The organism is Sphingomonas sp. Sphisp66, assembly GCF_047324325.1.
Lineage (GTDB): Bacteria > Pseudomonadota > Alphaproteobacteria > Sphingomonadales > Sphingomonadaceae > Sphingomonas.
In genome coordinates this window covers 2,742,287-2,757,678 of the sequence record NZ_CP168508.1, presented here as the reverse complement: position 1 = coordinate 2,757,678, position 15,392 = coordinate 2,742,287, and the positions used below count along the sequence as shown (strand labels likewise).

7 protein-coding genes are annotated in these 15,392 nt (G+C 68.5%); 2 read left to right on the top strand and 5 right to left on the bottom strand.

Annotated elements, in window-relative coordinates:
• Nucleotides 1-12: 12 nt before the first annotated feature.
• Genes ACEN8G_RS12855 through ACEN8G_RS12835 form a run of 5 tightly spaced genes read right to left on the bottom strand, consistent with a single transcriptional unit; the run spans nt 13 to nt 11,196 of the window.
• Nucleotides 13-2,337 carry a GH92 family glycosyl hydrolase gene (locus tag ACEN8G_RS12855; RefSeq protein ID WP_413415233.1) on the bottom strand — a complete coding sequence of 775 codons (2,325 nt, stop codon included), beginning with the start codon at nt 2,335-2,337 and terminating at the stop codon, nt 13-15.
• Entirely contained in the window at nt 2,334-3,755 is a 1,422-nt protein-coding gene (locus ACEN8G_RS12850; protein ID WP_413415232.1) for a glycoside hydrolase family 125 protein, read from the bottom strand. Before ACEN8G_RS12850 ends, ACEN8G_RS12855 begins: the two co-directional genes overlap by 4 nt.
• Nucleotides 3,755-6,322 carry a glycoside hydrolase family 3 C-terminal domain-containing protein gene (locus tag ACEN8G_RS12845; RefSeq protein ID WP_413415231.1) on the bottom strand — a complete coding sequence of 856 codons (2,568 nt, stop codon included), beginning with the start codon at nt 6,320-6,322 and terminating at the stop codon, nt 3,755-3,757. The genes ACEN8G_RS12850 and ACEN8G_RS12845 overlap by 1 nt, the downstream gene beginning before the upstream one ends.
• Nucleotides 6,323-8,908: a beta-mannosidase gene (locus ACEN8G_RS12840; RefSeq protein ID WP_413415229.1), complete on the bottom strand. Its 2,586-nt coding sequence runs from the start codon at nt 8,906-8,908 to the stop codon at nt 6,323-6,325.
• A 14-nt stretch (nt 8,909-8,922) separates the two neighbouring features.
• On the bottom strand, nt 8,923-11,196 hold the full coding sequence (locus tag ACEN8G_RS12835) for a beta-N-acetylhexosaminidase (RefSeq protein WP_413415228.1): 2,274 nt from the start codon (nt 11,194-11,196) through the stop codon (nt 8,923-8,925).
• 287 nt (nt 11,197-11,483) lie between these two features.
• Here ACEN8G_RS12835 and ACEN8G_RS12830 point away from each other — a divergent pair, with 287 nt between their 5' ends.
• Together ACEN8G_RS12830 and galA are read left to right on the top strand one after the other, a co-directional pair.
• Complete coding sequence (locus ACEN8G_RS12830) at nt 11,484-12,221, top strand: GntR family transcriptional regulator (RefSeq protein WP_413415227.1); 738 nt, start codon at nt 11,484-11,486, stop codon at nt 12,219-12,221.
• A 59-nt stretch (nt 12,222-12,280) separates the two neighbouring features.
• Nucleotides 12,281-15,190 carry a beta-galactosidase GalA gene (gene galA / locus ACEN8G_RS12825; RefSeq protein ID WP_413415226.1) on the top strand — a complete coding sequence of 970 codons (2,910 nt, stop codon included), beginning with the start codon at nt 12,281-12,283 and terminating at the stop codon, nt 15,188-15,190.
• The last annotated feature ends 202 nt before the right edge of the window (nt 15,191-15,392 follow it).

The following is a 15,392-nucleotide window of genomic DNA, read 5'->3' as shown; positions in this document are numbered from 1 at the left end:
TTCTCTCCGGGATCAGGCGGGGCTGCGGCCGAAGGACGGCGGCCGGTCAGCGGGCGCGCGGCCAAAGGCGGGGTTCGGATTTGCGGACATGGTGAAGCGCAGCGTGCCGCCGGCGGCCAGCTCGCGGTGCGAGATCCAGCTCTTGCTCCACGGGCGCCCGTTCCAGCTCACCGCGGCGACATAGGGCGTATCGGGGCGGTTGCCCGGCGCCTCGACCACCAGCTTGCGGCCACGGCCCAGCTGCATCTCGGCACGCTCGAACAGCGGCGAGCCAAAGACATAGGCGGCCTCGACCGGATCGACCGGATAGAAGCCGAGCGCCGACAGCACGAACCAGGCGCTCATCTGGCCGCAATCGTCGTTGCCGATGATGCCGTCGGGGTCGTTCTTGTACATCTCGGTACACAGCCGGCGGATCATCGCCTGCGTCTTCCACGGCGCGCCGACATAGCTGTAGAGGTACGCGGCGTGCTGGTCCGGCTCATTGCCATGGGCGTACTGGCCGACCAGTCCCGAAATGTCGGGCGGCGCATTGTCGGGCAGCGTCGAGGGCGCCGTGAACAGCGAGTCGAGCTTGGTCTCGAACGCAGCATCGCCGCCCATGTGCGCGATCAGGCCATAGATGTCGTGCTGGTTGAGGAACGTGGCCTGCCAGCCATTGGCCTCGGTATAGTCGCGCCACCAGGGCTTGGGCATGTGGCCGAGCTGGATCGGGTCATAGTCCTTCCACCACTGGCCATTCTCGAAGCGGGGGCGGGCGAAGCCGATCTGCCCGTCGATGACGTTGCGCCAGTTGCCCGAGCGTTTGTGCAGCCGCTCGGCATCTTCGACAGCACCTGCGGCGCGGGCGAGCCGGGCCGAGGCCCAGTCGTCATAGGCATATTCCTGCGTCCGGCTGACGCTCTCGAACACCTTGTCTGCCGGGACGTAGCCGAGCTTGTCATACAGGTCGCGGCCAAGGCTGTTGTCCTTGTCCGGCGCGGTGAAATCGAAGCTGCGCTTGCGGATCGCCGGCCAGGCCGCGGCATAGTCGGCAGGGATACCTTTGGCATGCGCCTCGGCAAGCGGGACGACGCCGTGCCAGCCGATCATCGTGCCGGTTTCCTTGCCCTGCAGCGGCCAGACCAGCGGGCCGAAGCGCGACTGGGCGGTCTGGCGGATCATGTCGTCGACGAGCAGCTTGGTCTGATCCGGCGCGACGAGGGTGAGAAGCGGATGCAGCGCGCGATAGGTGTCCCACAGCGAATAGGTGCTGAACGCGGCACCGCCCCTGGGCACGGTCTGCGTCTTGCCGTCCATGCCGGGATAGCGGCCATCGACGTCCGATACGAGCGTGGGCGCGAGTTGCGCGTGGTAGAGCGCGGAGGAGAGGATCGTGCGCTGGTCGGGCGTGCCGCCCTCGACCTTCACGCTGCCGAGCGATTTGCCCCACAGGGCAGCGGCGTCGCGGCGGATGCGGTCGAAATCCCAATGCTTCGCCTCGGCGGCGAGATTGGCGCGGGCGCCCGCGGCGTCGACTGCCGAGATGCCGCAGCGGATCACCAGCGGCGCGCTGCCGGCGTCGTCATAATGGAGCACGGCCTTGAGCCGCTTGCCCGCGACGCGAGTCGCGCCCGCCGGCTGCTCGACATCACTGTCGCCGATGAAGGTGATGCGGTCCGGGCGGCGCGACAGCTGCATCGCGAAGAAGATCCGCCGGCCCTTGGCCCAGCGGAACACGCGGCGCGTGCCGCTGAGGGTGCCGTCCGCTGCAATCTCCAGCAGTGCCTCATCGACCAGCGGCGGTGAGTCCGACTTGTCGAGGATCAGATGCGACAGGTCGACCAGCACATGCCCCTTGCCCGCAGGGAAGCGATAGCGGTGCCAGCCGGTGCGCTCGGTCACGGTCAGCTCGGCCTGGACGCCCGTTTCCAGCGCGACGCGGTAATAGCCGGGCTCGGCATGCTCACTGGAGAAGCGTTGGCGATAGCCGGCATCGGGATTCTCGATCGTGCCCGGCTGGAGTTGCACCGGACCTGCCGACGGCACCACCAGCACGTCGAGCATGTCGCCGATGCCGGTGCCCGAAAGATGGGTGTGCGAGAAGCCGAGGATCGAGGTGTCGGTCTTGTGATAGCCCGAGCAGGTCTCCCAGCGCTCGACCCCGGTGTCGGGGCTGAGCTGGACCATGCCGAAGGGCAGGGTGGCGCCGGGATAGGTGTGGCCGGTGCCGCCGGTGCCGATGAACAGATTGGGCGCAGTGGCCTGTCGGCCGCGCGGGCTGGCGATGGCGGGAAGCGTGGACGCGGCGAGGCCTAAGGCGCTCGAGGCGAGGAGTTGGCGACGGGTAGGGGTCAAAGCGTCTCAGCCAGAAGATTGGGCCGGGTATCGGCCAGGTGGACGATCAGCTCGCCGAACAGGCCATTGGCCCAGGCGAACCATTCACGGGTGAACTTCGCGGGATTGTCGTCATCCACGGCCTCGTGGATGAAGCCGGTGCCGCCGTCGCTGTCGCGGATCATGCGCAGGCACTGGCGGATCGTCGCGTCGTCGCTGGACGAAAGCGCGCGCATCACCAGCGACATCGGCCAGACCTGGCCGAGCCCGACATGCGGGCCGCCAATGCCTTCGACGACCTTGCCGCGCGACCAATAGGGGTTGTTCTCGCTCCATGCCGCATCGGCGGTGCGGTGCCATAGCGGGTCGGTCGCCTCGAAGCAGCCGAGATAGGCGAGGCTGGAAAGCGATGGCACGTTGGCGTCGTCCATGAAGATCGCATTGCCGAAGCCGTCGACTTCGAACGGGATCACCTCGCGCCCGTCGGGCAGGCGCATGCGGGCATATTGGCGCAGCGCCGCATCGACTTCATCGGCCAGCGCCACCGCGTCGGTGGCAAGCGCCGTGTCGCCGCGTGCGGCATTGGCGACCACGGCGAGTTCCCGCAGCGCGGTCACCGCGAAATAGTTGGACGGGATCAGGAAGGGATAGACGCAGGCATCGTCCGAGGGGCGGAAGCCGCAATGGATCAGCCCGACCGAACGCGAGGGCGCGCCATAGCCGTCGAGCATCAGCGATTCGGTCGGGTTGTTGCTCTTGCGCTGGAAGCGGTACGGGCCTTTGCCGGTTTTCCGCTGCTGCTCGCGGAAGGTCGCGATGCTCAGCCGCGCGGCTTCGGCCCAGCGGGCGTCGAACGGAGTCTTGTCGCCGGTCGCCTGCCAGTATCCGTGCGCGAGGCGCATCGGATAGCAGAGCGAGTCGATCTCCCATTTGCGCTCCGCTACGCCGGGCTTGAGCGGGAAACGATCGTCGAGCGACCAGCTCAGATTGGTGCGGGCGGTGGGATCCTCCATGAACGCATTGGCATAGGGATCGAGCAGGATCGAGCGCGACTGGCGGGCGATCAGCCCGTGATAGAGGCGGCGGAGATCGGCATCCTCTTTCGCCAGATGCAGATACGGCTTCACCTGGGCCGAGCTGTCACGCAGCCACAGCGCGTTGATGTCGCCGGTGCGGACGAACGCGTCGGGCGCGCCGTCGATCGTGCGCATCGCCACGGTGGTGTCGAGCGTGTTCGGATAGCAATTGCCGAACATCCAGCGCAGCTTGGCGTCGCCGATCTTCTTCGAGACGCGGACGATCTCGCGCTCGACCGACTTGCTGACGAACTTGCGGTCGGCGGGGGCGGGGCGGTGGCTGGTGAAGCCGGTCGCCTTCTGGGCGAGAGCGGGCGTGGCGGCGAGCGCGAGGCCGGCGCCGATCATCGTGCGGCGGTCCATCACTTGGGCAGCTCCTGCGCTTCGCCGGTCAGGGTGAAGTCGGTCCATTGCCCCGGCGCGGTGCCCGGCTGGCCGCCGCCGATCCACAGGCGATAGGCGCCCGGGACGACCTGGCGGGTGCCGTCGCGCGCCACCGTGCTGATGCTGCGCGGATCGAGGCTGAAGCGCAGCGTGCCTGCCTTGCCCGGCTTGAGCGCGATGCGCTGGAAGCCGACCAGCGCGCGCTGGAGTACCGGGGTGGTCATGCCGTTGCCGCGTGCCTTGCTCGCCGGTGGGACGAGATAGGCCTGGACCACTTCCTCGCCCGACCGCGCGCCGCTGTTGCGCACGCGCACGGTGACGTCGACCGGAGCCGCGGTGCTGCCTGCTTTCGTGCTCAGCTGGTCATAGGCGAAGCTGGTGTAGCTCAGCCCGTGGCCGAAGCCCCAGAGCGGCGTGCCGGTGAAGAAGCGATAGGTGCGCTCCTTCATGCCGTAGTCGATGAAGGCAGGCAGGTCGTTGGTCGATTTGTAGAAGGTGACCGGCAGGCGGCCCGAGGGGTTGTTGAGGCCCGCGAGCGTCTCGGCGATCGCGGTGCCGCCGCTCTCGCCGGGATACCAGGCGGCGAGGATCGCATCGGCCAGCGACGGATCGACCGAGACCGCGCTGCCGCTGGTCAGTACCACCACCACCGGCTTGCCGGTGTCGCGCAGCGCCTGGAGCAGGCGCTGCTGGGCGAAGGGCAGGGCGATGTCGGTACGGTCGCCGCCGACGAAACCGGGCACGGTCACCTGCAGCGCTTCGCCCTCGAGGTCGGGCGACAGGCCGAGCACCGCAACCACGACGTCGGAGTCCTTCGCGGCAGTCACTGCCTGGGCGAGCAGCGGCTCGGCGGGCGGGAGCCACAGCAGGCGCAGCCCTTCGTCCTCGCCGGCATGGTCCATCTCCATGCGGAAGGCGTGGCGGTTGCCGTCGCTGGCGAAGGGCAGCTCCACGCGGCCCTTGCCGAGCAGGCCCTGGTGCAGCGGCTTGCCGTCGATCCACAGCCGCACGCTGTCATGCGTCTTGCAGTCCTTCCAGCAGGCAGGGATGTCTATCGCCAGCGTGTAGCGGCCCGGGCCCGGCGGCACGATCTCGCCCGACCAGCGGACGGCGAAGCCCTTGGGGTCGAGCTCGGGCAGCGGCGCGACGCGGGTGTAGTTGAAGTCGATCCGGCGATCCTGGCGGGTGACGACGGGCGTGCCGGTGACGGTCGGGCTGGCGAAATACTCGGCCTTGAGCCCCGGCTTGCCATCGGCTTCGAATGCGGTCTCGGGCATCACCACGGGTGCGCCGTCGGCGAGGACCGAGCCCTGGGCATAGACGACATTGGCGGCGCCGAACTGGCGGCGGATGCCGTCGAGCGGGGTGACCGGCGTCCGGGCGGTGCCATGGTAATTGCCCTCGATCACGCCGAGATCGTCGGCATCGGCGCCGATCACCGCGATGCGGCTGCCCGGCTTGAGCGGCAGGCGGCCGGCATCGTTCTTGAGCAGCACGATCGCCTTGCGGGCGGCGTCGAGCGCAAGCGCGCGGTGCGCGGGCGTACCGACTTCGCTCGGCTTGATGCTGTTCCACGGGCTGGTTGCACCGAAGAGCGTGCCCAGCGCCTGGCGGGCCGAGAGGGCACGGGTCAGGGCGGTGTCGATCTCGGCTTCGCTGACCAGGCCGCGCTTCAGTGCCTGAGGCAGCGCGGCATAGGTGTTGCCGCAGTTGAAGTCGTTGCCGCCCTTGATCGCCGCCGCCGAAGCCGCCGCCGCGTCGAGCTTGTAGTGATGGAACATGTGGATGTTGGCGACAGCGTCGCAGTCCGAGACGGTGAAGCCGTTGAAGCCCCAGTCGGTGCGCAGCCGGGTGTTCATCAGGTCGGACAATGCGCAGGCCGGGGTACCGTGGATCGAGTTGTATGCGCACATCAGCGAGCGTGCCTTGCCCTCGGTCACTGCCAGCCGGAACGCGGGGAGATAGGTCGATTCCAGGTCCTGGGGGCTCGGATCGACATCGAAGCCGTCGCGCCCCGCCTCGGGGCCGCTATGCACCGCGAAATGCTTCGGAGTGGCGATCACCTTGGGATATCTGGGATCCGGACCCTGCAGCCCCTTGATGAAGGCGACGCCGAGATGGCCCGTGAGGTACGGGTCCTCGCCATAGGTCTCCTGGCCGCGGCCCCAGCGCGGATCGCGGAAGATGTTGATGTTGGGCGACCAGATGGTCAGCCCCTCATAGATGCGGCGGTCGGCGCCGATCGGACGGGCGTTGAACTTGGCGCGCGCCTCGGTCGCGACGACGTCGCCGACCTGGTTCATCAGCGTGACGTCCCAGGTCGCGGCGAGGCCGATCGCCTGGGGGAACACCGTCGCATAGCCGTTGCGGGCCAGGCCGTGCAGGCCTTCGTTCCACCAGTCATAGGCGGGGATCCCCGCCCCGGCGTCGGCCGGCGCGGTGCTCTGGAGCTGCGCGGCCTTTTCCTCGACCGTCATGGTCGCGATCGCGCGGGCGACGGCATCGGGGTCTGGGTCGGCGGCGGCGAGAAGCAGGAACGGGATCATTTACTGGGGTCCTAAGGTACGCAAGGTCAGGGCGTTCTGCAGCGTCTGGGCCGAGGAATCGGAGCGAACCTCCACCATCACGCTTTCGCCGGGGAGAAGATCGAATCCGTCATCGGCGGGCTGTGCCGCGATGCTGCCGAAATCGAGCATGACCGCGCGGGCGAGTGCGGTGGCGGTGATCGTCACGCGCTTGCCCTCCCACTTCGTCGTCAGGCCGGGTGCGGGATAGGCCATGTCCTTGGGCAGCGCCCGCTCGACGATCGTGCGCGAGACGCTGCGGCCATCGACTAGCAGCTCGGCCACGGCATAGCTCGCCGATGGCGCGGCACCGGCGAACAGGTCGGCATCGGCGATACTGGCGGCTTCCTGGGCGCCGAGCGGGGCGAGGGTGACCTTGCCGCCCTTCTCGCCGAGCGGCTTACCGGCCATGTCGAAGGCACGGATGCGCCATTCGGCAGCGATTGGCCGGGTCGAGTCGGAGACCAGCGCGACGCGGGTGGCGCCGTCCTTGTGCTCGGTGACGATCGCCTGGGGCGCGAAGAAGCGCCTGGCGGCGTACTGGAGCAGCTTCCACTGGCCGTCATAGGAGATGCTGGCCCAGGAGATGGCGGGCCAGGTATCGTTGAGCTGCCAGTAGAGCGAGCCCATCGTCACCGGGCGGCAGGCGCGGTGATGGCGCGCGGCCATGTCGATCGCCTGGGCCTGGTTGACCTGGGTCAGATAGACCAGGTCGGCAAAGTCCTTTGCCGGACGCAGCCGCTGGTCGAGATAGAGCTGGAGCCGGGCATTGCCTTCGCCGGCAAGGAAGCGCTGGTGCGCCTTGAGCACCGGGCTGTCGATCGCAAGCGGCCCGTCGCCCGCGAAGTCGCGGATCGTCGACAGGTCGGGCATGGCCTGGAAGCCATATTCGGACATGAAGCGCGGGCAGCTGTCGAGATAGCGCTCGACCGGCTTGGAGCCCGACCAGACGTCCCAGAAATGGCGGTCGCCATCCTTGTCGGTATCGGTCGGCGCTTCATAGTCGGTGGCGGGCGAGTTGTTCCAATAGGGCGTGCCGGGCGAGCGGGTGATCACCGCGTCGCGCAGCACGCGATCGAACAGCACCGCCATGCCCACGCCGATCCGCTCCTGCTCGTCGGCGCCGACGCGCTTCTTGAATGCCTTGCGATCGGACCAGTTATCCCAGCCGGCCAGGATCTCGTTGCCGCCCGACCAGGCGATCACCGAGGGGTGCGGCTGGAGCCGCTCGACCTGCTCCTCAGCCTCGACGCGGACATTGTCGCGGAATTCGGCATCGGGGGGCGTGATCGAGCCGCCGAACATGAAGTCCTGCCAGATCATCAGGCCGAGCTCGTCGGCGATCTCGTAGAAACCGTCGTCGAGATAATAGCCGCCGCCCCAGACGCGGATCATGTTCATGTTGGTGTCGCGCGCGCTCTGCAGGACGTGCAGCATCTCGGCGCGCGGCACGCGGCTCGGGAAATTGTCGAACGGGATCAGGTTGGCGCCCTTGGCGAAGATCGGCACGCCATTGACCTTGAAGCCGAAGCTGCCGTCCTTGCGGATCAGCTCGACGGTTCGCAGGCCGGTCTTTCGGGTCACGCTGTCGGCCTTGCCGGCGCGATCGGAGAGCTGGCCCGACACGTCGTACATCGGCTGCGCGCCATAGCCGACCGGCCACCAGCGGCGCGGGGACGCGACGGTGAGCGGCACGCTTACTTCGTTGACGCCAGGGGCCACCGCGAAGCTGCGCGACACCGTCTGCGTCTTGCCGTCCGGGCCGGTGAGGGTGGTGCGCAGCGTGAGCCGGGTGCTGGCTCCGGCAATGATGCGATAGCGCGCGACCAACCGCGCCTCGGCATCGTTCAGCGCTTCTTGGTCGACGCGCATATTGTCGATCCGGGCATTGTCCCAGGCCTCGAGCCGGGCAGGGCGCCAGATGCCGATATTGACCAGGCGGGGACCCCAGTCCCAGCTATACTGGTATTTCGGCTTCCGGATGTAGGGCGAGGTCTGCTTGCCCTTGGGCTCGTCGCCGAACTCCGAATCATATTCGCCGGGCAACGGATTCGCCTGGGCGAGCACCATCGGCTGGAGCGTGCGGATCGGCGAGGCGATCGCGATGACCAGCTCGTTGCGCCCGAGCCTGAGCGCAGACTTGGCGTCGATCCGCCAGCGGCGATGCGCGTTGGCGGTGGTGAGCAGCTTCTGCCCGTTGAGCGAGACAGTGGCGAAGGTGTCGAGGCCGTCGAACACCAGGTCGACATGATCGCGCTTGAGCATTTCCGGGGTGACTTCGATCACCTTGCGGAACTGCCAGTTGGTGAGGCCGGCCCATTGGATCGGCGCCTGGTTGATCCCCTTGAACGGATCGGGCGCGCGGCCCGAGGCGATCAGATCCTGCTGGACGCTGCCCGGCACGCGCGCGGCGAACCAACTCGCTTCCCTGGGATGCGTCTTCGCAGCGTCCGCATCGGCGGGATCGATGCGGACTTCCCAGGCACCGTCGAGCGAGACGGTGTCGCGTGGGCCGGCCCAGGCGGCGGTGCCGGCGAGGAGCACGGGGAGCAGGGCAAGGGTACGCATCTTTACACCAATCTTCACTTGCCGGCCTCCTCGCGCAGCGTCACGCGCTCGACCGCGTAGAAGGGATCGCTCAGCGGCGAAGTGAACTGGAAGCACAAATCCTCGTCTCCTGGCATTGCCGGCAGCATGCCCGAGAAAGTGAAGCGCGTCGGCGCCGTCGCAGGATCGGGTAGCGGGAAGGTCGCCACCACCACCGGCTTGACCGTCTTGTCCGCGGTGTTGCAGCGCGCGCTGATCACCAGTTCGCCATATCGGCTCACTGCGAACTGGCCGATCTGCGAGCTATATTCATGCGCCAGGGCCCAGAGCCGGGGCAGCCGGGCGACCTCGACGGTGAAGCCCTTCGCCACGTCGAGCGGCGCGGCCGGGTAGCTGTAGCAGGTGTCGAACGGGTTGACGTTGAACGCCGGGGCGTTGGCGGTCGCCTCGGCCGTCAGCGGCACGCGCAGCCAGGGCTTGCGGCCAGCGCAGCCGGTCAGGTCCGAAGCGGTGCGGGTGAGCAGCGCGGCGCGGCTGCTGTCATAGGTCCGCGGCGCGGCGGTCGCGTTGCCGGCCTTGTCGAATGCCGCCGCACGGATCGTGGCGCCGGGGGCGAGCGTCAGCGGCCCCTTATAGGCCGGCGACTTGGCGGTCGGCGTCGTGCCGTCGAGGGTGTAGCGGATCGTGCCATAGGACGCCTGGGTCGCCAGCGCGACGCTTGCCTTGTTTGCGCGCAGCACCTCGCCACGCGTGCCCGAAAGCGTGAACTCGACCGCGAAGGCGCCGTCGGCGACTTCCATTCCCGAGCGGCGCCAGCGCTCCAGCTGCGGCCCGACCCGATCGAGGAAGCCGGCAAAGTCGCGCTTGTCCTTGGCCGACCATGTGATCTCGGCGATCGCCGCGGCGCGCGGGAACAGCACATGCTGCAGCTGGCCGGGCGTGACGATATACTCGCTCCACGCATTGCCCTGCGCGCCCAGCACATGCTTTGCCTTCTCGGCATCGATCCCGGCGGGCACCGGGTCATAGGCATAGACCTTGGCGAGCGTCTGGACCGGGAACTGGCCCGGCGGCTCGTCGGCATGGTTGCTCTGCAGGCGATTGAGATAGAGGACCGGATCGGGGCTCAGCACCACGTCGTGGTTCTGGTTCGCGGCCTCGACGGCGCCCTTCTCCCCGCGCCACGACATCACCGATGCGGAGGCGGGCAGACCGCCTTCGAGGATCTCGTCCCAGCCGATAAGCCGGCGGCCCTTGCTGCCCAGATAGGTAGCGAACTGCTCGATCAGCCAGCTCTGGAGATGGTTCTCGTCGCGCAGCCCGAGCGCCTTGATCTGTGCCTGCACCTCGGGCGAGCGCTGCCACTGGTCCTTGATCGCCTCATCGCCGCCGAGATGGATATAGGTGCCGGGGAACACGTCCATCAGCTCGTCGAGCAGCTGCTTGACGAACGCCACGCCCTTCGGGCCCGGATTGAACAGATAGGGATTGATGCCCCATTGGTTGGAAACCGCCGGCGTGTCGCCGAGGATGCCCAGCTCGGGATAGGCGGCGACCAGCGCCTGGGCATGGCCCGGCAGGTCGATCTCGGGGACGATCGTCACCCCGCGCTCGCTGGCATAGGCGACCAGCGCCTTGAGCTGCGCCTGGGTGTAGAAACCGCCGACCCGCGGCCCCGGCGCGCCGCCGGACGAGGGACCGGTGCGCCAGGCGCCGACCTCGGTGAGCCGGGGATAGGCCTTTACCTCGAAGCGCCAGCCCTGGTCGTCGGTGAGGTGCAGGTGCAGCGTGTTGAGCTTCACCGACGCCATCTGGTCGATGATCGCCTGGACCTGCTCGATCGGCTGGAAGTTGCGCGACACGTCGAGCATCAGCCCGCGCCAGCCGAAGCGCGGTGCGTCCTCGATTGTCACGGCGGGCACCTTGACCGGCTTGCCATGGGCGCGGTCCGGGCTGAGCAGCTGGGAGAGCGTCATCGCGCCGTAGAGCAGGCCGCGGTCGCCGGAGGCGGCGATACGGATTCCCTTGGCATCTACGGTCAGGCGATAGGCTTCGGCGCCGGTGACCGAGGTGTCGCGAACCAGTTGGATCGCGGCCTGGCTGGCGCCGGGGGCGAGTGTGATGCCGCGTTCGACCTTCACATGCGCCGCGAGAAGACGGGCAGCGGCGGCCGCGCCGGCATCGCCCTCGGGGAAGCCGATCGGGGCCTCGTCGCGCACCGTATAGCCGCCGGCACCGGGCGTGACCGATGCGGGGAGGGGGGTGACCGGAAGTTGCTGGGCGAAAGACGCCGGGCTCGCAAGCAGCATTGCCCAGGCCAGATGTCGCGCCTGCCGCACCCCAGATTTGCCCATCCATTCCTCCCGTTCATGTCATTTGGCTGAGCGGGCGGTGTAACCAATATAAGTCCTGTGGCACAATAGGGTCGTGCCCTGGCTTCGCCTTGCAAGCGCGTTGCGTGGGCGGACAAGCGTGCGAAATATTGATATTATAAGAGCTACCAATATAAATCCACCGCATGCCGTTGCCGCGGCAGGGCTGGTGCATTAGCTTCGTGGTCAACGGAGTGCGCAGGGGGCACGCCCGGGGAGGATTGATGGGATTTTCGGACCAGTTAGGACGTTTTCGCGAGGACAATCCGTCCCCGCTCTACCTCCAGCTGCAGCAGCTCATTCGCGACGGGATCGGCTCGAACGTGCTCGGACAGGGGGACGCGATCCCGCCCGAGCGCGACCTGGCGGCCGAGTATGACGTGTCGCGCATCACCGTGCGCAAGGCGATCGGCGGGCTGGTCGAGGAAGGGCTGCTCACCCGGCGCCGCGGCGCGGGCACCTTTGTCGCCGGGCGCGTCGAGAAGAGCTTCTCCAAGCTCTCGTCCTTCACCGAGGACATGGCGGCGCGCGGCCGCAAGGCGAGCAGCAGCTGGATCTCGCGCGCGCCGGGCCAGGTGAACCCCGAGGAAGCGATGATGCTGGGACTGTCGCCGGGCGCCCCGGTGCTCCGCTTCGCACGCATCCGCTATGCCGATGACGAGCCGATGGCGCTCGAATTCTCGACCATCGCGGGCTATTGCCTGGCCTCGGTCGATGCGGTCGAGGACTCGCTCTACGGTGCGCTCGACAAGGTCGGCAATCGCCCCGTGCGCGCGCTCCAGCGGCTGCGCGCTGTGCCCTTCGGTACCGAGCATGCCAAGATGCTGGGCGTCGATCCGGGCCATGCCGGGCTGCTGATCGAGCGCCGCGCCTTTCTGCGCGACGGCCGGGCCGCCGAAGTCACGCGTTCCTATTATCGGGGCGACGCCTATGACTTCGTCGCCGAGCTGAGCGACATCTGACCCTTTCTTCCAATTGCCATCGGGCCGCGCAGCGCGCCGGCCCCAGTCGGAGTTTCGCCATGGATCGTCGTCAACTCCTGCGCGGGAGCGTCGGCGTCGGCGCGCTGCTGGCGGCGCCGATCGCCACGGCGGAAGCGGCTGCGAAGGGCGCGGGCGATGGCGACGGCTTCCCGATGCCGCGCTCGCTCGCCACGCTGGCGCCACGGTTGCCCGAGGGCGATCCCTCGCGCACCCTGCTCGAGCTCGGCTGGCGCTTCCACGAGGGCGATATCCCAACGCCGGAGCCGCAGGGGCATCACGAGACCTATCTGAGCGTCAAGGCCGGCAATGCGCTCGGCGCCGCCTCGATCGCTTATGACGACAGCGACTGGCGCGAAGTCCGGCTGCCGCACGACTGGGCGGCGGCCCAGCCTTTCGTCGAGACCGCCAATGTCTCGCAGGGCTATCGTCCGCGCGGGATCGGCTGGTACCGCCGCACGCTGCGGCTCGACGCGGCGGACCAGGGCAAGACGCTCGAGCTGCATTTCGACGGCATCGCCACCAACGCGACGATCTGGATCAACGGCAGCATCGTCGCGCACAACTGGTCGGCCTATAACAGCGTCCATGTCGACCTGACGCCGTTCGCCCGCTTCGGCGACGAGACCAATGTGATCGCGATCCGCGTCGATGCGGATGCCAAGGAAGGCTGGTGGTACGAAGGCGCGGGGCTCTATCGCCATGCCTGGCTGGTGCGGCGCGCGCCGGTGGCGATCGTCAGCGACGGGGTGCACTGCGACCCGCGCAAGGTCGACGGGCGCTGGCAGGTGCCGGTGACCGCGACGTTGCGCAATGTCGCGCGCACCGCGGCGGCGGTGACGGTCGAGGCGGTGCTGCTCGATCCCGAGGGGCGCGAAGTCGCGCGGGGCGAGGTGCAGGCGAGCGTGCCGGTGCTCGACAGCGCCGATGCCGTGCTGCGGCTCGATGTGGAGGCACCGCGGCTGTGGTCGGTCGAGGAACCGGCGCTCTACACGGTGCGAACGCGGGTGCTGCAGGGCGGAGCGGCGATCGACGAGCGGCGCACCGCGATCGGCTTCCGCACGATCCGCTTCGATGCCGACCAGGGGCTGTTCGTCAACGAGAAGCACGTCAAGTTGAAGGGCGTCTGCCTGCACCAGGACCATGCCGGGGTCGGCGTGGCGGTGCCGGATTCGCTGCACCGCTGGCGGCTCGAGCGGCTGAAGGAGATGGGCTGCAACGCGATCCGCATGTCGCACAACGCGCCGACCGCGGAGCTGCTCGACTGGTGCGACCGGATGGGCTTCCTCGTCATGGACGAGAACCGGCTGTTCAACCCGGCACCCGATTACATGGCGCAGCTCGAATGGCTGGTCCGCCGCGACCGCAACCACCCGAGCGTCATCCTGTGGTCGGTGTTCAACGAGGAGCCGATGCAGGGCACCGGCGCCGGCGTCGAGATGGTCCGGCGGATGATCGCGGCGGTGAAGAAGCTCGACGACAGCCGCTCGGTGACCGGCGCGATGAACGGGTCCTTCTACAACGAGGTCAGCGTCGCCGGCGAGTTCGACGTGATGGGCTTCAACTATTACCAGGCCGATTACGACAAGTACCACAAGCTGCACCCGAACCAGCCGATCACCAGTTCGGAAGACACCAGCGCCTATGAGACGCGCGGTGCCTTTGCGAGCGATCCGGCCAGGCACGTCCTCACCTCCTACGACACCGAGGCGACGAGCTGGGGGGCGACGCACCGCGATACCTGGAAGAACATCGCCGAGCGGCCGTTCGTCGCGGGCGGGTTCGTGTGGACCGGGTTCGACTATCATGGCGAGCCGACGCCCTATGCCTGGCCGACCATCGCCAGCTTCTTCGGCATCCTCGACCTGTGCGGCTTCCCCAAGACCGCGTTCGACATCCACCGGGCGCACTGGACCGACGACAGGGACGTCGTCGCGATCGCGCCGCACTGGACCTGGCCGGGCCGCGAGGGCGAGCCGGTCAAGGTCTTCGTCAGCTGCAATGCCGAGACCGTCGCGCTGCGGCTGAACGGGCGCGAACTGGGCGTGCAGAAGGTCGACCGCATCATGGGCAACGAGTGGACCGTGGCCTATGCGCCGGGCCGGATCGAGGCGCTGGCGATGCGCGGCGGCAAGGTCGTCGCGCGGGCGGTGCACGAGACGGCGGGCGCGCCGGTCGCGCTGCGGCTGACCCCGGCGCGCAGCGTGATGGCGGGCGACGACGAGGAATGCCAGGCGATCACCCTCGACGCGGTCGATGCCAAGGGGCGGCACGTGCCGACTGCGAACCTGATGACGCGCTTCGCTGTCGAGGGTGCGGTGATCCTGGGCGTCGGCAATGGCGACCCGAACAGCCATGAGCCCGAGCAGGTCGCGCCGGGCGCGGGATCGCGCTCGCTGTTCAACGGGCTGGCGCAGCTGCTGGTCCGCGCCGGCACCGGCCGCGGGCGGATCACCGTGCGGGCACAGGCCGAGGGGCTGGCGCCGGCGGTGCTGACGATCGCCCGGGCCGAGGTGGCGCCGCGCCTACAGGTGGCGGTGGTGCCGCAGGTCCTGGACCTGCGCGAGTGGCGGCGCTCGCCGGTGCTGGCGGAGAAGCCGGCGGCGACGCTGGCGCCGGCGGACGGCGACAACAACAGCTGGGACTTCGTCCGCAGCGGGGTGCCGACACCGGCCGAGGCGCAGCCGGGCTGGCGGGTCTATCGCACCCGGGCGACGCCGTGGAAGCGGGTGGCGGCCGAGGGCGGCGTGATCGCCTTCGAGACGATCGGCGGCAAGGCCGAGCTTTGGGTCGACGGCACGCTGCTGGCGACCAAGGCCGGCGCTGCGCCGGGGCCGCTCAGCGCGGCGCTGCCGCCGGGGAAGGGGCCGCGGGCGGTGGTGCTGCTGGTCGAGGCCGCGGCTGGCGCGGCGTCGGGGCTGCTCGGCACGGTGGCGATCACGCCGCGCTGAGGCGCCAAACATTGCTAAGGTCGTGCACTGTGCGTGTTGCTGCGCGCTTTCCTATCGTGCGCGCCGGGGCGACTCGGCAAAGTTCACTAAGTTCATGCCAGGAGCGGGTTTCCGCTGCGGCTATTTTCCCTTTTTTCCCGGAAATGCGGCGCATCTCGCAACATCCTTGCGAGGGGCTGATCCTATCTTTCCTACGCGGTCA